This window comes from Luteimonas sp. 22616 (assembly GCF_052044325.1).
Lineage (GTDB): Bacteria > Pseudomonadota > Gammaproteobacteria > Xanthomonadales > Xanthomonadaceae > Luteimonas.
In genome coordinates this window covers 442,969-460,791 of the sequence record NZ_JBQEMW010000002.1, presented here as the reverse complement: position 1 = coordinate 460,791, position 17,823 = coordinate 442,969, and the positions used below count along the sequence as shown (strand labels likewise).

Here is a 17,823-nt window from a genome sequence, read left to right as displayed (position 1 = left end):
CCTCCCCCCCCCCCCCCCCCCCCCCCCCCCCCCCCCCCCCCCCCCCCGCTCCTACAAGAGCAATGGCAACGCGGTCCAGGCTCAGCCCGACAGGTGCTCGATCGCGGCCACGCTGCCGAGGCGCTCGGACAGCCGCCGCAGCAGCGCGAGGCGGTTGTTGCGCAGCGCGATGTCGTCGGCGTTGACCATCACGCTGTCGAAGAAGGCGTCCACCTGCGGCCGCAGCCGCGCCAGGTGCGCGAGCGCGTCGACGTAGTCGCCATGGGCCAGCGCGTGGCCGGTCTCGGCATAGACCGCCTCGACGGCCTCGGCCAGTGCAGCCTCGGCCGGCTCCTTCAGCAGGGACGGATCGATCGTCGCAGGGATGCCGTCGCCGGCCTTCTTCAGGATGTTGTTGATGCGCTTGTTGGCCGCGGCCAGTGCCTCGGCCTCCGGCAGCTGCGCGAAGGTGCCGATGGCGTCGATGCGGCGGTCGAAGTCGTACAGCGAGGCCGGGCGCAGCTCGGCGACGGCGTTGAAGTGCTGCACCGGTACGCCCTTGTCGGCGTAGTAGCCGCGGAGGCGGTCGAGGATGAAGTCCTTCAAGTGCGGCACCTGATCCGTAACGCAGTTGACGACGCCAATTGTGAACTTCTCGTCGAACTGCTCTCCCAGAATCGACTCAAGTGCCGACATGAGTTCTTTCGATGAAATATCCAGACTTTCAAGAACTTCGACAGACCTTTCCAGTTCACTCGCAGAGGGAAGATCTGCGCTCAACACCTTGCTGTTGCATCTAATGGAGGCATCTGCGAGCAATCTATTCAAATCAAGATCGAACCCGCTTTCGATCACCGTCCGTGCCAGCCCCAATGCATTGCGCCGCAGCGCAAACGGATCCTTGTTCCCCGTCGGCTTCAGCCCGGCGGCAAATCCGCCAGCCAGCGTGTCCAGCCGCTCCGCGATCGCCAGCACCTTGCCCAGCGGCGACAGCGCGATGTCGTCGGCCGAATAACGCGGCTGCCAGGCTTCGTCGAGCGCGTTGGCCAGCGCGAGCCGGTCGTCGTGCGACAGGTCGTCGAGCGCGGGGTCCTGCATCGCGTAGTAGCGGCCGGCGATGCCCTGCAGCTCGGGGAACTCGTTGACCATCCGCGACTGCAGGTCGGCCTTCGACAGGCCGGCCGCGCGTCCGGCCAGCGCGGGATCGACGCCGACCTGCGGTGCGATCGCCTCGGCCAGCGCCGCCACGCGCGCGACCTTGTCGGCCAGCGTGCCCAGCTTGGCCTGGTAGGTCACCGTCTTCAGGCCGTCGTTCATCGACGCCAGCCCCTGCTTCATGTCCTCGACGAAGAAGAACTGCGCGTCGGCGAAGCGCGGGCGGATCACGCGCTCGTAGCCCTTGCGGATCTCGCCCTCGTCCTTCGACTCGATGTTGGCGACGCCGATGAAGTGCTCGGACAGGCGGCCGCCGTCGCCGAGCACCGGGAAGAACTTCTGGTTGGCCTCCATGGTCGCCACCAGCGCCTCCTGCGGCACCGCGAGGAACCCGGCCTCGAACGAGCACGCCACCGCTTTCGGCCACTCGACCAGGCATTCGACCTGGGCGAGGTTGTCGGGCTCGATGCGGGCGCTGCCGCCGGCGTGCTTCGCCGCGGCCTCGACCTCGGCGACGATGCGCGCGCGGCGCTCGTCCGGATCGACCAGCACCTTGGCGCCGCGCAGCGCGTCCACGTAATCCTCCGCGCGGCCGACCCACACCGGCTTGTCGTGCATGAAGCGGTGGCCACGGCTCATGCGGTCGGCCTGGATGCCGAACAGCTCGCCTTCCACCACGTCCTCGCCGAGCAGCAGCACCAGCCAGTGCAGCGGCCGCGCGAAGCCGTGGTCGTGATCGCCCCAGCGCATCGGCTTGGGGATCGGCATCGCGGCGACCGCCTCGCGCAGGATCTCGGGCAGCAGCGCGCGGGTCGCCACGCCCGGCTTCACCGCGCGGTGCACGAAGCGCTCGCCCTTGGCGTCGCTGGTGCGTTCGAGCGCGGTCCAGTCCACGCCGGCCTTGGCCGCGAAACCCTGCAGTGCGCGGGTCGGCTGGCCGTCGGCATCGAGCGCGATGTTGAGATAGGGGCCGAGGACTTCCGAAGCCTGCTCGGGCTGTTCGGCGGCGACGCCCGGCAGCAGCACCGCCAGTCGGCGCGGCGTGTACAGCGGTTTCGCGTCGCCGCGCTCGACCGCGATACCGCGCTTGCCGAGCGCGTCGACGACGCCATCGAACAGCGCCCGTGCCAGCCCGGGCAATGCCTTGACCGGCAGTTCTTCGGTGCCCAGTTCGATGAGCAGGGATGTGGTGTCGGACATCGAAAGCCTCTTGCCTTGAAGTCCTCCCCTTCAAGGGGAGGATTTAGGTGGGGATGGGTTTCCGGCACGACGCGTCGCCGTCACGGAAACCCCATCCCCACCCCAGCCCTCCCCTTGAAGGGGAGGGGGTTGTTGGTGTCATGCCGCCTGCGCGGCCTTCTTCAAACCCGGGAACCCGAGTTTCTCGCGCTGCGCCAGGTAGCTCTCGGCCACCGCCTGCGACAGCTTGCGCACGCGCAGGATGGTGCGCTGGCGCTCGGTGACGCTGATCGCGCGGCGCGCGTCGAGCAGGTTGAAGCTGTGCGAGGCCTTCATCACCTGTTCGTAGGCCGGCAGCGGCAGGTCCAGCTCGACCAGCCGCAGGGCCTCGGCCTCGCACGCGTCGAAGCGGTGGAACAGCTCGGCGACGTCGGCATGCTCGAAGTTGTACGCGCTCTGCTCCACCTCGTTCTGGTGGTAGACGTCGCGATAGGTCACGGGCGTGCCGTCGGGACCAAAGGTCCAGACGATGTCGAACACGTCGTCCACGTTCTGCAGGTACATGCACAGCCGCTCGAGGCCGTAGGTGATCTCGCCCAGCACCGGCCGGCATTCCAGCCCGCCGGCCTGCTGGAAATAGGTGAACTGGGTGACTTCCATCCCGTTCAACCACACCTCCCAGCCCAGGCCCCAGGCCCCGAGCGTCGGCGATTCCCAGTTGTCCTCGACCAGGCGCAGGTCGTGCACCAGCGGATCGACGCCCAGCGCCTTGAGCGACTCGAAATACAGCTCGACGATGTTGTCGGGCGAGGGCTTCATCACCACCTGGTACTGGTAGTAGCGCTGCAGACGGTTCGGGTTCTCGCCGTAGCGGCCATCGGTGGGGCGGCGGCAGGGCTGCACGTAGGCGGCGTTCCACGGCTCCGGGCCGAGCGAGCGCAGGAAGGTGGCCGGATGGAAGGTGCCGGCGCCGACTTCGAGGTCGAGCGGCTGCACCAGCACGCAGCCGCGGTCCGCCCAGTAGGCGTTGAGCTTCTGGATCAGCTGCTGGAAGGTCGGTCCCTGCATCGCCGTGGGGTCGCAAGAAAGGCCGGCCAGTATAGCGGGCGGGTTCGTGGCCCCGGTCTGGAGGCAGGCGACGCCGCGCGCGCGGGCGGGGATAATCGCGGCCATGCACACGTCTTCCGAAAAGCCCTTCCTGATCGTCGAGACCGGCCAGCCGGTGGCCTCGATGCGCCGCCATGGCGGCTTCCCGCACTGGATCCGCAGCGCCGCCGGACTGGCACGCGGCGAGGCTATCGCGCTGGATGTCGAAGGCGGCGCCGCGCTGCCATCGCACGCAGGCCTGGCCGGGGTGATCGTCACCGGCTCCGGGGCGATGGTCACCGACCGCCACGACTGGAGCGAACGCAGCGCGCAGTGGCTGGGCGATGCGGCGCGCGCCGGGACGCCGGTGTTCGGCATCTGCTACGGCCACCAGCTGCTGGCGCATGCGCTCGGCGGCGAGGTGGGCAACAACCCGAACGGGCGCGAGATGGGCACGGTGGCGATCGACCTGCTGCCCGATGCGGCATCCGACCCGCTGTTCGCCGGGCTTCCGGCGAGCTTCCCGGCCCAGGCCACCCACCTGCAGAGCGTGCTGCGCGCGCCCGAAGGCGCCACCGTGCTGGCGCGTTCGGTGCACGACGCCTGCCACGCGTTCCGCTGGGGCGAAGCGGCGTGGGGCGTCCAGTTCCATCCCGAGTTCGGCACCGTGCACATGCGCGGTTACGTGCAGGCACGCGCCGATGCGCTGGCGAAGGAAGGACGCTGCGCGAAGCGGCTGGCCAGCGAGGTGGCCGCTGCGCCGCACGCGCGCAGCGTGCTGCGGCGGTTCGTGCGCCATGCGCGCGGGGCTTCGCGGCGGCGCTGACCTTTCTCCGGTTGTCGTGCTGCCGTGCTCTTGCAGGAGCGGCTTCAGCCGCGAGCTTCTGGAGCAAATCCCCGATACCCCCCTTTCAAAGGGCAAGGGCGACAGGCTTCCCGATTCCCGGCTTCCGTCCTTCGAAAGCTCGCGGCTGAGGCCGCTCCCACAGGTTGGGTCGCGTACGATATCGGTCTGTTTTCCACACCACGGCGCGAGGCGCCCAACGCCATGTCCACCCACGCAAGAAGTCCTGCCGCCGGCTGGTCCTGGCTCAGGCAGGCGGTCAACCTCGGGCGCAGCAACCCGAGGGCGGTGTTCGGTGCGGTTGCGTTGCTGGCACTGGTCGCGCTGGTGCCGAGCGTCATCCAGCTGGCGCTCCAGTCCGGGCTGGGGCTCGGGACGACCGCGAGCCTGGGCGTCATGGCCGCCAGCACGCTGGTGATGGTGGTGGTCTATCCGCTGCTGATCGGCGGCCTGCTGCGGGTGATCGATGCCGCCGAGCACGGCCGCGAGACCCATGCCACGGCGTTGTTCGACACCTTCCACGCCGGCAACGGCGCCGGCCGCCTGATCGGCTTCGGCGTGGTGATGTTCGTCGCCTACCTGGCGCTGTTCGTCACCGTGGTGGCGCTGTTCGGGCAGGACTTCTTCGCCTGGTACATGGAACTGCTCACCGCCAGCACCCAGAACGACCCGGCGGCGCAGGCGAAGGTCATGCAGGACATCCCCGAAGGCTTCGGCACGATGATGGCGCTGGGCACGCTGGCGGGGCTGTTCTTCAGCGGCATCTACGCGATCGGCTTCGGCCAGGTGGCGCTGGCCGGTCGCGACGTCGGCAGCGCGCTCGCCGACGGCATCGCGGGCACGCTGAAGAACGTGTTGCCGATCCTGCTGCTGGCGATGGTGGCCTTCGCCGGTTTCCTCGTGTTCGCACTGGTGATGGCGCTGGTAATCAGCTTGCTGGCGACGGTCGGCGGGCTGGTGCATCCGGCGCTGGGCATGCTGCTGGCCGCGCCGGTTTACCTGGGCGGGCTGCTGGTGATGTACGTGGTGATGTTCGGCGTCATGTACTTCATGTGGCGCGATGTCTGTGGCGAAGCGGTGCCGCTGCCACCCGGGCAAGTCGAACTCTGAGCAAGATGCGCGGCAACGCCACGCGCGGCTGTTTGCTCTTGCAGGAGCGGCTTCAGCCGCGAGCTTTTCGATGACGCTCGCGCTGCCGGGCGCAAGCGACCCTTCAATCCGCGAATCCGGATTCGAGGGCTCGCGGCTGAAGCCGCTCCTACAGAGCAAGGCAGGGGTTTCTGCACGAGCGTGGTTCAGAGCCCGAGCGCAGCGTCGAGTCCCGCCTGCAGCGCACGCTGGGTGATGCCGACCCAGGCCAGCGTGGCCCACAGCAACGCCAGCGCCTGCAGGCCCAGCCACGCGCGTGCCCATGCCGGCAGCGGCGTGCCGGCAGCACGGTCCTGGACCACGCGGGTGCCGGCCACCAGGTCGTGCAGCGCGCGGCCGTCCGGGCGCAGCAGCACCAGCGCGTGGCCGATGTTGAGGGTGAGCCACGACAGCGTGCCGGCCAGGTGGCGCAGCAGCGCGCGCGGTCGTCCGATGCGCGCGCCGCCTGCGTCGACCACGCGCAGGCCGAGCGCGCGCTGTCCCGGCGTCGCCTGCCGCGGCGCGGATTCGAACGCGAGGTGGTAGAGCGCGCCGAGCGCGGCAAAGCCCAGCAGCGGCGGCCACAGCAGGGCGAACAGCGAATGCTGCAGCGCCTGCGTGGCCGCGCGCAGCGCGGGGTCGCCAAGCCACTGCGTCGCCACCGCGGCCAGCGGCGTGCCGGCGACTACCGCGTCGCCGAAGCTGCGGCCCGCGGTTTCGAGCAGGGCGTGGTACTGGCCGCCGAGTTCACCCGCCATGCGCCGCGCATGCGGCCAGGCCAGCAGTGCGACCGGCGCGCCGACCAGCGCTGCGTCCAGCGACCATGCCGTGCAGCGACGCCAGAACCCGGCCGCGACCATCAGCGCGTGGGGTCGTCCGGCGCGGCATCCGCCGGTTCGGGCTTCGGTACCACCGCGCGCGCGGCGACGATGCCGGCCTCGTACAGCAGCATCATCGGGATCGCCAGCAGCAGCTGCGATACCACGTCCGGCGGCGTGATCACCGCGGCGACGACGAAGATGCCGACGATCGCGTAGCCGCGCCATTCCTTGAGCTGCGCCGGGGTCACCCAGCCCAGCAGCACCAGGATCACCAGCGCCACCGGCAGCTCGAAGCTGATGCCGAAGGCCAGGAAGATCACCAGCACGAACTCCAGGTACGCGTTGATGTCCGGCGTGATCGCGACGATGTCCGGCTTGAAGCGCAGCAGGAAGTTGAAGACCATCGGCAGCACGAGGAAGTAGGCGAACGCGCAGCCGGCATAGAACAGCATCACCGCCGACCCCAGCAGCGGCACCGCGAGTTTCTTCTCGCGCTTGTACAACCCCGGCGCGATGAAGGCCCAGGCCTGGTACAGCAGCCACGGCACGGCGGCGAACACGGCGATGAAGCAGGTGAGCTTGATCGGCGCGAAGAAGGCGCCGGCCGGGTTCATCGCGATCATCTGCTGCCCGGCCGGCAGCCGCGAGACCAGCGGCATCGCCAGCCACGTGTACAGCTGGCTGGTGAACGGCAGCAGCGCCAGCAGCACCACCACCACGCCGACGATGCCGCGCAACAGCCGCGAGCGCAGCTCGACCAGGTGGTCGAGCAGGCTGCCGTCGGCGCCGGCGTCAGGCGCGGCCATTGCGGGCCTCACCGGATGCGTCGTCGTCGGGTGCGTCGTCAGGCTCGGGCTCGTAACCGCGCGCGTAGCCGGGCGCGTCGCGCCGGTCGGTGGGCGTCACCGCGGGCGGAGGCACATTGGTGTCCGTCGGCATCGCCCTGGTTGCGCTGCGCATGGCGTCGAACTCGCGCCGGGCCTCGGCATCGGCTGCGCGCACCGAGGCGTCGATGTCGCGCACCTGGGTTTCGGTTTCGCGCAGGCTGCGCTTGAGCTCGTCGGCGGCCAGCTCGCGCTCCAGTTCGCTGCGCACCGAATACCACTGCGCGCGCGCGCGCCGCACCCACAGGCCGGTGAAGCGCGCCGCCTTCGGCAGCCGTTCCGGGCCGAGCACGAGCAGCGCCACCACCGCGATGACGAGGAGTTCGGAAAAACCGATGTCGAACATGGCCGGGCGCCGCGCGAGGCGGCGTCAGCGCTGGACGTGGTCGTCGTCGCGCTGCTTGTCCGACGCGGTTTCGTCCTTGCGCGACTGGTCGCCGAGTTGCCCGGCGGGCTTGTCTTCGTCGCGCATGCCCTTCTTGAATTCCTTGACCGCGCTGCCAAGATCCTTGGCGCCGCTGGTCAGGCGCTTGGTGCCGAAAACCAGCAGCACGACCGCGAGCACGATCAGCCAGTGCCAGATGCTCAGACCGCCCATGGCTTGTCTCGCATTACGTTGGAGGAATGCGAAGGATAGCGCAGCGCGCCGCGCCGCCGTCAGGGCGTGGGCGGCAAGGGTTCAGTCGTGGCCGGGTTGTCCTCGACCGTCTGGAAAGGCTGCGGCTGCGGTTCAGCAGGCACGGGCGCGGTGGCAGCCGGCTGCGGCGTCTCGACCGTCGCAGGCTGCGACGCGACTGGCTGCGCGGCGGCGCCGGTGCCGCGCGTGGCGCGGGCCGCGGCGGTGGCTTCCTCGAGCTCGTCGCGGAAATCCACCACGGCGGTCGACGGCGCGTGCTTGGCGCGGCCTTCGAAGATCATCCGCGGCGTGGTGTCGAGCCCGTACACCGCCTCGTTGGCGGCGTCGTCGATCGACAGCACCGCGCCGTCGAGCGCCACGCCGGCGAACAACCCGCGCGCGCGCGACCAGGACCAGATCTCGGCCTTGAGCTGGCCGTCGGTGGCCAGCGCTGCGCTGCGTCCGACTGGCCCGGCGGCGACGCCGGCATCGGCGCCAAGCGTGACCTTGCCGTTGACGATCGATTCGAGGCTGCGGTCGTTGCGGAACACCAGCACCACGTCGGCCGACTGCACGCCGGCCTGGAAACCGATGCTGCCGCCGGTGAGCTTGACGAACACCGGGTTCGACCAGGTGCCGTCGGCATTCTTCACCGACATCAGGCCGTGGCCGCGGCGGCCGCCGAGTACCAGCCCGACCTTGAGCGTGTCGGGCACCACGACAATCGCGCGTGCTTCGTCGAGCAGCTTGTCGGGGATCGCCGACTCCGGGATCGCCTGGATGTCGGTCAGCACGCGCACCGCGTTGGCCGAGCGCGCGTCCTCCTGGGCTCCGGCGTGCGCCGCGGTGGCCATGCCCACGGCAAGCAGCGTCGCGACCGCGAGCGAGGCCAGTCGCGGCGTGGTGGTGCGTTTCGGCGAAAGCGGGTTCGACAGGGACATGGCGGGCTCCGGCAGGAATCAAGGCGCGGCGCGCGGATCGCGCGACGCAGGCGGCTCAGGCTAGTGGCGAGGGGATGAATCCACTCTGAGGGACCGCGGAACCGCACAGGGGTTCCGCGCAACGGCGTGCGTGCATGGCCCCCGATTCTGCCACCCGAAAGTGCCAAGCGCCGGCCGGCCTGCCATCCTATGCCGATGCCAGCCGCGCCAGACATGCCAGCCCGCAGCGCCGACGAACGCGTCGACGCCCTCGCGTCCACGCCGTTGCAGGGCGTGCTCGTCGTGAACCTCGGTACGCCGCAAGCGCCGACGGCCGCGGCCGTGCGCCGCTACCTGGCCGAGTTCCTCAGCGATCGCCGCGTGGTGCAGCTGTCGCGCCTGATCTGGGTTCCGCTGCTGTACGGGCTGATCCTGCCGCTGCGCTCGCCGCGGGTGGCGAAGAAGTACGCGCAGGTCTGGATGGACGACGGTTCGCCACTGGCGGTGTACACGCAGCGCCTGGCGCTTGCCATCGGCGAACGCCTGCCGGGCGTGCGCGTCGCCCACGCCATGCGCTATGGCGGCCCGGACATCGCCGGCGAGGTCCGCGCGCTGCAGGCGCAGGGCTGCGCGCGGGTGCTGGTGCTGCCGCTGTATCCGCAGTATTCGACCACCACCACCGCGTCGGTCGCCGACGTGCTCGGGCGCGTCGCGAAGGACGCCACCGCGCCGCGACTGCGCATGGTCGACCAGTACGCCACCGATCCGGGCGTGATCGCCGCCCTCGCCGACAGCGTGCGCGCGCACTGGCAGGCGCGCGGCCGCGGCGAACGGCTGCTGCTGTCCTTCCACGGCATCCCGCAGCGGCTGGTCGACAACGGCGATCCCTACTCGGCGCAGTGCCACGCCACCGCCGCCGCGCTGGCGCAGGCGCTCGGGCTGGGCCATGGCGAGTGGCTGGTCACCTTCCAGTCGCGCTTCGGCCGCGAGCAGTGGCTGCAACCGGCCACCGACGCCACCCTGCGCGCGCTGGCCGGCGCCGGCATCGGGCGCGTCGACGTGGCGTGCCCCGGCTTTCCCGCCGACTGCCTGGAGACGCTGGAGGAGATCGCGCTGCAGAACGCGGAGATCTTCCGCGCCGCGGGCGGCGGCGAACTGTCCTACATCCCCTGCCTCAACGACGCGCCGGCGCATGCCGACGCGCTGGCGGCGCTGGCCCGACGCGAGCTGGACGCATGGCGCTGACGCGCGAGGGCAAGCTCGACGAGTTTTCGCTCGACATCCCCTTCGGCCGCATCGCCGGGCTGCGCGGTGGCGAGCCCGGCGCGCCGCGGGTGCTGGCCCTGCACGGCTGGCTCGACAACGCGGCCAGCTTCGTGCCGCTGGCCGCGGAATTCGAGCGGCTCGGCATGCGCATCGAACTGGTCGCGCCCGACCTGCCCGGCCACGGCCGCAGCGCGCACCTGCCGCCGGGCGCGGACTATTCGTTCGCCGGCGCCCTGCATGCGGTGCTCGACATCGCCGATGCGCTGGGCTGGGAGCGCTTCGCCCTGCTCGGGCACTCGATGGGCGCAGGCATCGCCAGCCTGGTCGCGGCCGGCTGCCCGCAGCGGGTCGAGCGGTTGCTGGCAATCGAGGCGCTGGGCGCGCTGCCCGAGGTGCCGGAGAAGACGACACGGCGGCTGCGCGAGGCAGTGGCCGCCACGCGTGCGCTGCCGGGCAAGCGGCTGCGGGTATTCCCGGATCTCGAGCCAGCGGTGCGTGCACGGATGCAGGCCAACGGCCTGGGCGAAGCATCGGCGCGGCTTTTGGCCGAGCGCGGCGTGCGCATCGTGCACAACGACGGTGGACCGGACGGCTACGAATGGAGCAGCGATCCGCGCCTGACCCTGCCGACGATGGTGCGCATGACCGAAGCGCAGGTGCGCGACCTGATCGCCGGCATCGAATGCCCGACGCGCGTGCTCTACGCCGACCCGCCGCAGCCCTACCTGCCCGAACCGCTGCGCAGCGAGCACGCGGCGCTGCTGCCGCGCGGCGAACGGATCGTCCTGCGCGGCGGCCACCACCTGCACATGGAGGATCCACGCGCGGTGGCGGAGGCGATCGGGGATTTCTTCCTGCGCTGAGCGGCGGCGCCGTCAGTGCGCGGTCGTATGCAGTTGCACGTTCATCGTCACCGCGCCGGTGCCGTGGTCGTCGCTGAACGACAGCACGGCGGCGCGGTCGTCCTTTTCGTAGTTCAGCAGCGCGCTGTCGCTCGCATCGCGCATCGCCAGGGTCTGCTTCCAGCCGCGCTTGTCCATGCTGGTGCGGGCAGCGGCAAACAGGGTCGACACCTGCCCCGGCGCCCGCAGGCTGACGACCCGCAGCGCGCCGCGATCCATGAGGCTGTTGATGCGGTAGTCGGCGGGCAGGTAGATGTCGTCGGGGAAGTCATCGGGCAGCGACAGCGCGTCGCCGCGTGCGATGTCGGCGCGGTCGCGGACCGATGGGCGCAACGCGTCGGGCGCGGGCAGTTCGATCGCCGGACGTTCGAGCGGCGCGGCGAACGCCTCGCGCGACTGCCGGCAGCCGGGCGTGGCGGCCAGCGACAGGACGAGCATGGCCAGGAGGGCGGCGGGCAGGCGGATCGGCACGACGTGGTTCGCTGTGGCCCGGCGACGGCCGGGGATACTGACGACAACGCGATCGGCGTGGTCAGCAGGCCAGCAGGCGCCGCAGGCCGGCCTTCAGCCGCCGGCCTTCGGCGTGGAAATAACTGCGCTGCGCGCGCCAGTCCGGGAACCGCGCTTCGACTTCGTGCCAGAACGCCGCCGAGTGGTCGCGGTGGACCAGGTGGCACAGCTCGTGCACCAGCACGTACTCGAATGCGGCCGGGCTGCCCAGCACCAGCGACAGGTCCAGCGACATCGCATCGTCCGGGGCCAGCGAGCCCCACTGCGACGACATCACCTTGAAGCGGATCCGCGACGGCGCGTGCGGCAACGTGGGCAGGTACCGCGGCAGCCAGCGGCCGAGGTCGGCGCGGGCCTGCGCTTCGTAGAAGTCGCGCAGCGCGCGCCGCAGCGCGGGCAGCCCGGCGCGCGCCGGTGCCTGCATGGCCAGCACCTCGCCGTCGAACTGCAGCCGGGTGAAACGACCTTCATGCCAGGACAGCGGCACCATCCGGCCGCGCAGCGGCAGCTGGGCGGTGATGCCGGGCAGCAGCGGCGCGATGCCATCGTCGTCGTCGTGCAGCGCCAGCTGCTGCGCGAGCCAGTCGTGGTGCTCGCGCACGAAGCGTTCGCCGGACACCAGGCTGGCGCGCGGCGGCAGGGTCAGGCGCGCGCCGCGTTCGTCCACCGACAGCCGCACCCGCCGTGCACGCGGATCGCGCACGCGCTGGATTTCGATGTGGCGGCCGTCGTCGAGCGCGAACAGCAACGTATCGCGCTCGACAGCACGCGGCTTCGGCGTCAGCAGGCGGAACAGGGAGGACATGCGTGCGGGGGAAGGCGCGTGGGCGCTGGAACGAATTCGGTCACGCGTCAGGATGCGGCAAAACGCCGGCGAAGAAAAGAAAAACGACGGCCCCGGAGGGCCGTCGCGGAAATGCGAACACGCGTGGCTGGCTTAAAGCGCGCGGCTCACCGGCATCATGATGGTGCTGTGCGTCGGGATGTTGGGCTTCAACGTGCCGTTGCGGTACTGCCGGGGCAGCGTCTCGCCCGCCTGTGAATACCACTGCCGGTACAGCGACTGGCAGCGTGCGGACGCCAGCAGCGGATCGGCGCTGGCCGCAACCGTCTCGATCGAGCACTGGTCGATGAACTGCTTGCCCGCATCCGTGAGCTTGTCCGGGAACTGCATCGTGGCGCCAGCCGGCGTCGCCGGTTCCGCCGCGGCCGCCAGCGCCGGGACCGCCAGCAAGGCGGCGATGGCCAGTGCACCCATGACCGCAGCAAGATCTCGTTTCATTGCGACAACCTCCGATGTTGGCCCAGGATTTGGGCGGTATCAGGGGATACGTGCAAGGGCGTCAAAGCGTCGCGGGCATCTCACCCATCCGCCTTCGACAGCTTCAACGCCGGCTCCAGCAGCGCGAACAGGCGCTTGAGCTCGCCGGCCATCAGCGCGAAGCGGGCGTCGAGTTCGGCGCGGATGTCGTCGTTCTCGGTGCCTTCGAGCTGGTCGACGGCGCCGTCGAGGAACTTGAGCTTGCGGATGATCAGGTCTTCGCCGAGCACGAACGAGACGTGGTCGTCGAGTACCAGCGCGAGCTTGGTGACCTGCTTGCCCGACTCCAGGTGCTTGCCGATTTCGTCCGACTGCAGCTCCTGGTTCTGGCACTTGACCACCGCGCCGTGTTCGGCGGCGTCCTTGAGCTCGCATTCCTCGCCCAGGCTGAAACCATCAGGCAGCGGTTCGCCTGCGATCCAGCCGGTCAGCACCGAACGCGGCGCGATCTCCGCGTTCAGCGGCAGCGCCGGGAAGCTGCCCAGCGCGTTGCGGATCTCGGACACCACACCCTCGGCGCTCTTGCGCGAGGAGCTGTCGACGATGCACAGGCCGTGTTCGAGGTCGAGCATCGCGTCGGTGCGCGACGGCCGCACGAAGGCGCGCGGCAGCAGTTCGTGCACCAGGTCTTCCTTGAGCCGCTTGCGCGCGCGGCCGCCGGGCTTGCGGCCTTCGCGCTGCTCCATTTCAGCGACCTTCTTCGCCAGCAGGTCGTTGACCACCGCCGCCGGCAGCAGCTTGTCCTCGCCGCCGACGGTCAGCCAGATCGCGTCCTCGATGCGATGGCTCAGCGCCTCGGCGTCGCGACCGAACGGCGACACGAAACCGCGCGAGGACAGCTCCAGCCCGCCGACCGGCTTGAGCGGGAACTCGGCCAGGTGGGTGTCGAGGTCGGACAGGTCGAGGGAGGTGGGGAAGCGGAACAGGGTGAGGTTTCTGAAGAACATGGAAGATCCGGGAATGGGGAATGGGGAGTCGGGATTCGAAAGAGCAGTTCGTCATCCCCGCGCAGGCGGGGATCCATGGGCCTTTGCGCGACCAAAATCCCGGCAACTCCGGCCAGGGTGCAAGGCAACTTCCATGGATTCCCGCCTGCGCGGGAATGACGATTGGAAGAACATCAACGGTCAGGATTCGTCGCGCTCGTGCGGCTCGCCCGCCAGCCATGCATGCGCATCGGGCAGTGCGGCGCCGACGCCGCGGCCGAGCGCGAGGAAGTCGAACAGTTTCGGGTCGCTCAGCTGCGATGGCCGGATGTCGCCCAGCGCGCGCGCGATCTGCTCGATGCGGCCGGGCGATTCGCGTTCCCACTGTTCCAGCATCCGCGCGACCTGCTTGCGCTGCAGGTTCTCCTGCGAGCCGCACAGGTTGCACGGGATGATCGGGAACCGCTTCGCCTCGGCATAGGCGACGATGTCGTCCTCGCGCACGTAGGCCAGCGGCCGGATCACCACGTGCTTGCCGTCGTCGCTGAGCAGCTTCGGCGGCATGCCGCTGAGCTTCGCGTGGAAGAACAGGTTGAGGAAGAACGTCGCGACCAGGTCGTCGCGGTGGTGGCCGAGCGCGATCTTGGTGAAGCCCTGTTCCTCGGCGAATGCGTACAGCGCGCCGCGCCGCATGCGCGAGCACAGCGAACACATCGTCTTGCCTTCCGGCACCACGCGCGTGACCACCGAGTAGGTGTCCTGTTCGAGGATCCGGTACTCGACGCCGAGTGACTGCAGGTACTCCGGCAACACGTGCTCCGGGAACCCCGGCTGCTTCTGGTCGAGGTTGACCGCGGTGATCGAGAACGCCACCGGCGCCTTCGCCTGCAGCTGCAGCAGGATGTCCAGCAGCGTGTAGCTGTCCTTGCCGCCGGACAGGCAGACCATGACCTTGTCGCCGTCCTCGATCATGCCGAAATCGGCGATCGCGCGGCCCACCTGGTGGCGCAGGCGCTTGGACAGCTTGTGCTGTTCGCGCGCGGCGCGCGGCGTGCTGCCGCTACGGCGGACGGGTTCTGGCAGGGGCAGGATGGTGCTCATGGACCGTCCATTCTACCGGCCGCGTGCCGCGCCGGACCCGCGATGACGGCCGCGCCGGCGCGCGTGTAAGCTCGGCGGCGATGGAACCTGCCAACGACGCCGTCATCAGCCAGCAGCTGGTCGAGCTCAAGCTCGAGCACCGCGACCTGGACCTTGCGATCGCGCGCCTGCAGGCCGACATCCAGGCCGACGAACTGGCGGTCAAGCGGATGAAGAAGCGCAAATTGCTGCTCAAGGACCAGATCGCGCGGCTGGAGTCGGATTTGATTCCGGACGAGCCGGCCTGAAAGCCCTCCCTTCAAGGGGAGGGTTGGGTGGGGATGGGTTTCGTACCAGCCAAGATGATGGTCAGCAGAACCGCGGCGTCACGGAAGCCCATCCCCATCCCGGCCTTCCCCTTGAAGCGGAAGGGGAAAACGAATGGGCCTCTCCGCTACGTCGCCGGCGGCTCGGGCGTCGACGGAGCTTCCTCCGGCGCAGGCGCCGGCCGCACCGCCTCCGGGCTCACCTTCTCGATCGTATGCCGCAGCTCGCGCCCCAGGATCACCTTGGCGTCGCGCGCCCAGGCCACCAGGCGCTGGTCGAATACCAGCTTGCTGTTGCCGTCCAGCCACACCAGTTCCAGTTCGCGCAGCTTCTGGATGAAGCCGCGGAACAGGGTCTTGTCGAAGAATTCCGGCGCCGCCGGGGCGTACAGCAGGCTCAGCCGCTGCGCGGCCAGCTGGCACAGGCTTTCGAGTTCACCGGCGCCGAGCGTGCCGGGGCCGTTCTTGGCCAGCACCGAGATCGCGATGTAGTAGCGCTCGAAAGCCTGCTGCAGCGGATGGCCGAGCGCACGCAGGCGGAACACCTCGTCGCTCTGGCCGGCGTTGCGCGCCAGGATGCCGCCATCGTCCTCGCTGACCTGCTCGAGCAGGCCTTCGCGGATGAATACCTCGATGGTCGCGTCGATGCGCGCGGCGAAGCTGTCCTGGTCCCAGGGCAGGAACAGCTCGCCCTGCAGGAACGGGTACACGCTGCGGCCGATCTCCAGCAGGTTGGCGCGCGCCATGCGCCGGTTGTGCTGGAAGCAGCACGCGATCCACGCCGAAGCGGTGAACAGGTGCAGCACGTTGTTGCGGAAATAGCTCAGCAACACCGCGGTTTCGTCGTCGGCGACGCTGAGCACGTCGCCCAGCGGATGCGCGGTGCGGCGCAGCACGCCGATCTCCTCGCCGTGGGCGATGATCTCCTCGGGCGAATGCGGGGTCACGGTGACCAGTTCGCTGTACGGCACCTCCACCAGCAGCGTCTTGGACAGCGCGATCTGCGCGCGCAGGTCGCCCTCGCCCATCGCGTGCTTGGGCGTGGACAGCAGCGCCAGTGCCAGCAGGTTGATCGGGTTCACGTCGGCGGCGCGGTTGATGTTGACCTGGATGCGCTGCGCCAGGTTGTCGACGGTCGAGGACAGCCATGCGGGCTTTTCCTCTTCCGGCACCGGCTTGCCGTCCCACTCGGGCGCTTGCTGCGCGAGCACGTCGCCCAGCGCGATCGGCTCGCCGTAGTTCACCACCACCTGGCCGTAGTTCTGCCGCAACACCTTGGGAATGCCCCACAGCAGCGACCAGATCGACTCCTTCTCCTTCGGCTTGCCGGTCAGCTCGTCGAGGTAGCTGCTGCCTTCCATCAGCTTCTCGTAGCCGATGTAGACCGGCTGGAACAGCACCGGACGCGAGGGCTGGCGCAGGAATGCGCGCACCGTCATCGAGATCATGCCGCCCTTGGGCTGCAGCAGCCGCCCGGTGCGCGAGCGCCCGCCCTCGATGAAGTACTCGATCGAATAGCCGCCGGCCACCAGCTGCGCGACGTACTCGCTGAGCACCGCCGAATACAGCACGCTGCCGCGGATCGAACGGCGGATATAGAACGCGCCGCCCTTGCGCAGCAGGGTGCCGATCACCGGCAGGTTGAGGTTGACGCCGGCGACGATATGCGGCGGCACGATGCCGCGGTCGTAGAGCAGGTACGACAGCAGCAGGTAGTCCATGTGGCTGCGGTGGCTGGGCACGTAGACGACCTCGTGCCCGGGCGCGACCGCCTTGAAGCGGTCGAGATGGTGCACCAGCACGCCGCGGTAGATGCGGTTCCAGACCGTGGTCAGCAGGAAGCTGGCCGAACGCACCACCGGGTGCGAATAGTCGGCGGCGATCTCGTAGGCGAAGGCGTGCGCCTTCTTCCAGGCCTCGGCGGGCGTGGACTTGTCGCGGCGCGCCTGGTCTGCGATCGCGTCCTTGACCGTCTCGGCCGCCAGCACCTTGTCGATCAGCAGCCGGCGGGTGGACAGGTCCGGCCCGATCATCGCCTCGCGGATGCGGTTGAAGTGCGTGCGCAGCACCCGCGAGAGCTTGCGCACCGTGCGCTCGGGCGGCAGGTCCTCGGCGATGATGCCGCGCAGGTCCACCGGCGTTGCGAAGCGCACCAGGGTGTTGCGGCCGTTGAGCAGGATCGCCAGCAGCCGGCGGAAGCGGCCGACCAGCGCCCAGTTCTCCGAGAACAGTACCGAGAACCAGCCGCTGGCGCGGTCCGGCGCCTGGCCGACGAAGATCGATACCGGCACCAGCTGCACGTCCAGCGCCGGATCCTCGCGGTGCGCCTCGAGCAGCCGCGCCAGCGATTCGGAATGGGTCTTGGCCGGCGCCGGCTTGCCGGCCGAAGCCAGGTAGTTGAGCGTGCCGCCGGCGCTGCGCCGCGACAGCGCCACGTAGGCGCGCTTGCGGCCGAGCGGATCGCCGGGCAGCGGCCGCAGCGGCGACGGCATGCCGTTTTCGCGGCAGGCGCGGTCGAGGATCAGGGCATTGGACAGGCCGTAGTCCTCGAGCACGTAGCACACCGGGCGCTGGTCGACGAACTGCTGCGGCGACTGCGGCTCGATCCGCAGCGTGATCCACGGCCGCAGCAGGCGGCCGAGCATCCGCGCCCACAGCGGCCGGCGCTCGCGCAGCTGGACGACCGAGGGCGGCGGGTTGTCGGGCAGCAGCGACGGCTGCCGGTCCGGCACATCGTCGTCGTCGCTGGCCTGCGCGGCGGACGTCGTGTCGTCGGCCGCCACTTCGCTGCCCGCCAGCATCGGCCCGACCGGGGCGTCGGTTGCGGGCGCGGGCGTGGCCTCCGGGCGCGCGGATTCGCCCTGCGGGACATCGGCGGCG

The 17,823-nt window shown here is 69.8% G+C and carries 18 protein-coding genes; 5 read left to right on the top strand and 13 right to left on the bottom strand.

The window, feature by feature from the left end; translation table 11 throughout:
- Positions 1-81: 81 nt before the first annotated feature.
- Together glyS and glyQ are read right to left on the bottom strand one after the other, a co-directional pair.
- On the bottom strand, positions 82-2,334 hold the full coding sequence (gene glyS / locus ACTJIL_RS14485) for a glycine--tRNA ligase subunit beta (protein ID WP_440756314.1): 2,253 nt from the start codon (positions 2,332-2,334) through the stop codon (positions 82-84).
- A gap of 138 nt (positions 2,335-2,472) precedes the next feature.
- Positions 2,473-3,381, bottom strand: a complete 909-nt coding sequence (glyQ, locus tag ACTJIL_RS14480) for a glycine--tRNA ligase subunit alpha (protein ID WP_440756636.1) — start codon at positions 3,379-3,381, stop codon at positions 2,473-2,475.
- A 103-nt stretch (positions 3,382-3,484) separates the two neighbouring features.
- On the opposite strand from glyQ, the gene ACTJIL_RS14475 reads away from it, so the two are divergent.
- Both ACTJIL_RS14475 and ACTJIL_RS14470 read left to right on the top strand, forming a co-directional pair.
- Complete coding sequence (locus ACTJIL_RS14475; RefSeq protein WP_440756313.1) at positions 3,485-4,225, top strand: glutamine amidotransferase; 741 nt, start codon at positions 3,485-3,487, stop codon at positions 4,223-4,225.
- A 222-nt stretch (positions 4,226-4,447) separates the two neighbouring features.
- Positions 4,448-5,353 (top strand): hypothetical protein, encoded by a 906-nt coding sequence (locus tag ACTJIL_RS14470; RefSeq protein WP_440756312.1) that lies wholly within the window; start codon positions 4,448-4,450, stop codon positions 5,351-5,353.
- A gap of 185 nt (positions 5,354-5,538) precedes the next feature.
- Here the strand turns inward: ACTJIL_RS14470 and ACTJIL_RS14465 are convergent, their stop codons facing one another.
- The 5 genes from ACTJIL_RS14465 to ACTJIL_RS14445 are packed head-to-tail and all read right to left on the bottom strand — an operon-like array spanning position 5,539 to position 8,633.
- The gene (locus tag ACTJIL_RS14465; protein WP_440756311.1) at positions 5,539-6,231 is read right to left on the bottom strand and encodes an RDD family protein; all 693 of its coding nucleotides are present in this window, start codon (positions 6,229-6,231) and stop codon (positions 5,539-5,541) included.
- Complete coding sequence (gene tatC / locus ACTJIL_RS14460; protein ID WP_440756310.1) at positions 6,231-6,998, bottom strand: twin-arginine translocase subunit TatC; 768 nt, start codon at positions 6,996-6,998, stop codon at positions 6,231-6,233. Before tatC ends, ACTJIL_RS14465 begins: the two co-directional genes overlap by 1 nt.
- Positions 6,985-7,422 (bottom strand): Sec-independent protein translocase protein TatB, encoded by a 438-nt coding sequence (tatB, locus tag ACTJIL_RS14455; RefSeq protein WP_440756309.1) that lies wholly within the window; start codon positions 7,420-7,422, stop codon positions 6,985-6,987. Before tatB ends, tatC begins: the two co-directional genes overlap by 14 nt.
- A gap of 24 nt (positions 7,423-7,446) precedes the next feature.
- Positions 7,447-7,674 (bottom strand): Sec-independent protein translocase subunit TatA, encoded by a 228-nt coding sequence (gene tatA / locus ACTJIL_RS14450; RefSeq protein ID WP_440756308.1) that lies wholly within the window; start codon positions 7,672-7,674, stop codon positions 7,447-7,449.
- A gap of 59 nt (positions 7,675-7,733) precedes the next feature.
- Positions 7,734-8,633, bottom strand: a complete 900-nt coding sequence (locus ACTJIL_RS14445; protein WP_440756307.1) for a YSC84-related protein — start codon at positions 8,631-8,633, stop codon at positions 7,734-7,736.
- Between the two features lie 213 nt (positions 8,634-8,846).
- On the opposite strand from ACTJIL_RS14445, the gene hemH reads away from it, so the two are divergent.
- The gene (gene hemH, locus ACTJIL_RS14440) at positions 8,847-9,857 is read left to right on the top strand and encodes a ferrochelatase (RefSeq protein ID WP_440756306.1); all 1,011 of its coding nucleotides are present in this window, start codon (positions 8,847-8,849) and stop codon (positions 9,855-9,857) included.
- Positions 9,848-10,741 carry an alpha/beta fold hydrolase gene (locus ACTJIL_RS14435; RefSeq protein ID WP_440756305.1) on the top strand — a complete coding sequence of 298 codons (894 nt, stop codon included), beginning with the start codon at positions 9,848-9,850 and terminating at the stop codon, positions 10,739-10,741. Before hemH ends, ACTJIL_RS14435 begins: the two co-directional genes overlap by 10 nt.
- Before the next feature lie 12 nt (positions 10,742-10,753).
- On the opposite strand, the gene ACTJIL_RS14430 is transcribed toward ACTJIL_RS14435, so the two are convergent.
- From ACTJIL_RS14430 to ttcA, 5 genes are all read right to left on the bottom strand, one after another.
- Positions 10,754-11,251, bottom strand: coding sequence for a hypothetical protein (locus ACTJIL_RS14430; protein WP_440756304.1), 498 nt, complete (start codon positions 11,249-11,251; stop codon positions 10,754-10,756).
- A gap of 61 nt (positions 11,252-11,312) precedes the next feature.
- Positions 11,313-12,095 carry a M48 family metallopeptidase gene (locus ACTJIL_RS14425; protein WP_440756303.1) on the bottom strand — a complete coding sequence of 261 codons (783 nt, stop codon included), beginning with the start codon at positions 12,093-12,095 and terminating at the stop codon, positions 11,313-11,315.
- Between the two features lie 132 nt (positions 12,096-12,227).
- Positions 12,228-12,572: a hypothetical protein gene (locus ACTJIL_RS14420; protein WP_440756302.1), complete on the bottom strand. Its 345-nt coding sequence runs from the start codon at positions 12,570-12,572 to the stop codon at positions 12,228-12,230.
- 80 nt (positions 12,573-12,652) lie between these two features.
- Positions 12,653-13,558, bottom strand: a complete 906-nt coding sequence (locus ACTJIL_RS14415; RefSeq protein ID WP_440756301.1) for a recombination-associated protein RdgC — start codon at positions 13,556-13,558, stop codon at positions 12,653-12,655.
- Positions 13,559-13,738: 180 nt separating this feature from the next.
- Positions 13,739-14,638 (bottom strand): tRNA 2-thiocytidine(32) synthetase TtcA, encoded by a 900-nt coding sequence (gene ttcA / locus ACTJIL_RS14410; RefSeq protein WP_440756300.1) that lies wholly within the window; start codon positions 14,636-14,638, stop codon positions 13,739-13,741.
- An 80-nt stretch (positions 14,639-14,718) separates the two neighbouring features.
- Here ttcA and ACTJIL_RS14405 point away from each other — a divergent pair, with 80 nt between their 5' ends.
- Positions 14,719-14,925: a YdcH family protein gene (locus tag ACTJIL_RS14405; RefSeq protein ID WP_440756299.1), complete on the top strand. Its 207-nt coding sequence runs from the start codon at positions 14,719-14,721 to the stop codon at positions 14,923-14,925.
- A gap of 146 nt (positions 14,926-15,071) precedes the next feature.
- Here the strand turns inward: ACTJIL_RS14405 and plsB are convergent, their stop codons facing one another.
- On the bottom strand, positions 15,072-17,744 hold the full coding sequence (plsB, locus tag ACTJIL_RS14400) for a glycerol-3-phosphate 1-O-acyltransferase PlsB (protein WP_440756635.1): 2,673 nt from the start codon (positions 17,742-17,744) through the stop codon (positions 15,072-15,074).
- Positions 17,745-17,823 lie beyond the last annotated feature (79 nt).

Excerpts from the sequence above, each read along its gene's own strand:
- ACTJIL_RS14415 (WP_440756301.1), bottom strand. The coding sequence starts at position 13,558 with ATGTTCTTCAGAAACCTCACCCTGTTCCGCTTCCCCACCTCCCTCGAC.
- tatB (WP_440756309.1), bottom strand. The coding sequence starts at position 7,422 with ATGTTCGACATCGGTTTTTCCGAACTCCTCGTCATCGCGGTGGTGGCG.
- tatA (WP_440756308.1), bottom strand. The coding sequence starts at position 7,674 with ATGGGCGGTCTGAGCATCTGGCACTGGCTGATCGTGCTCGCGGTCGTG.
- tatC (WP_440756310.1), bottom strand. The coding sequence starts at position 6,998 with ATGGCCGCGCCTGACGCCGGCGCCGACGGCAGCCTGCTCGACCACCTG.
- ACTJIL_RS14475 (WP_440756313.1), top strand. The coding sequence starts at position 3,485 with ATGCACACGTCTTCCGAAAAGCCCTTCCTGATCGTCGAGACCGGCCAG.
- glyS (WP_440756314.1), bottom strand. The coding sequence starts at position 2,334 with ATGTCCGACACCACATCCCTGCTCATCGAACTGGGCACCGAAGAACTG.
- ttcA (WP_440756300.1), bottom strand. The coding sequence starts at position 14,638 with ATGAGCACCATCCTGCCCCTGCCAGAACCCGTCCGCCGTAGCGGCAGC.
- ACTJIL_RS14435 (WP_440756305.1), top strand. The coding sequence starts at position 9,848 with ATGGCGCTGACGCGCGAGGGCAAGCTCGACGAGTTTTCGCTCGACATC.
- ACTJIL_RS14405 (WP_440756299.1), top strand. The coding sequence starts at position 14,719 with ATGGAACCTGCCAACGACGCCGTCATCAGCCAGCAGCTGGTCGAGCTC.
- plsB (WP_440756635.1), bottom strand. The coding sequence starts at position 17,744 with ATGCTGGCGGGCAGCGAAGTGGCGGCCGACGACACGACGTCCGCCGCG.
- glyQ (WP_440756636.1), bottom strand. The coding sequence starts at position 3,381 with ATGCAGGGACCGACCTTCCAGCAGCTGATCCAGAAGCTCAACGCCTAC.
- ACTJIL_RS14420 (WP_440756302.1), bottom strand. The coding sequence starts at position 12,572 with ATGAAACGAGATCTTGCTGCGGTCATGGGTGCACTGGCCATCGCCGCC.
- ACTJIL_RS14470 (WP_440756312.1), top strand. The coding sequence starts at position 4,448 with ATGTCCACCCACGCAAGAAGTCCTGCCGCCGGCTGGTCCTGGCTCAGG.
- ACTJIL_RS14445 (WP_440756307.1), bottom strand. The coding sequence starts at position 8,633 with ATGTCCCTGTCGAACCCGCTTTCGCCGAAACGCACCACCACGCCGCGA.
- ACTJIL_RS14425 (WP_440756303.1), bottom strand. The coding sequence starts at position 12,095 with ATGTCCTCCCTGTTCCGCCTGCTGACGCCGAAGCCGCGTGCTGTCGAG.
- hemH (WP_440756306.1), top strand. The coding sequence starts at position 8,847 with ATGCCAGCCCGCAGCGCCGACGAACGCGTCGACGCCCTCGCGTCCACG.
- ACTJIL_RS14465 (WP_440756311.1), bottom strand. The coding sequence starts at position 6,231 with ATGGTCGCGGCCGGGTTCTGGCGTCGCTGCACGGCATGGTCGCTGGAC.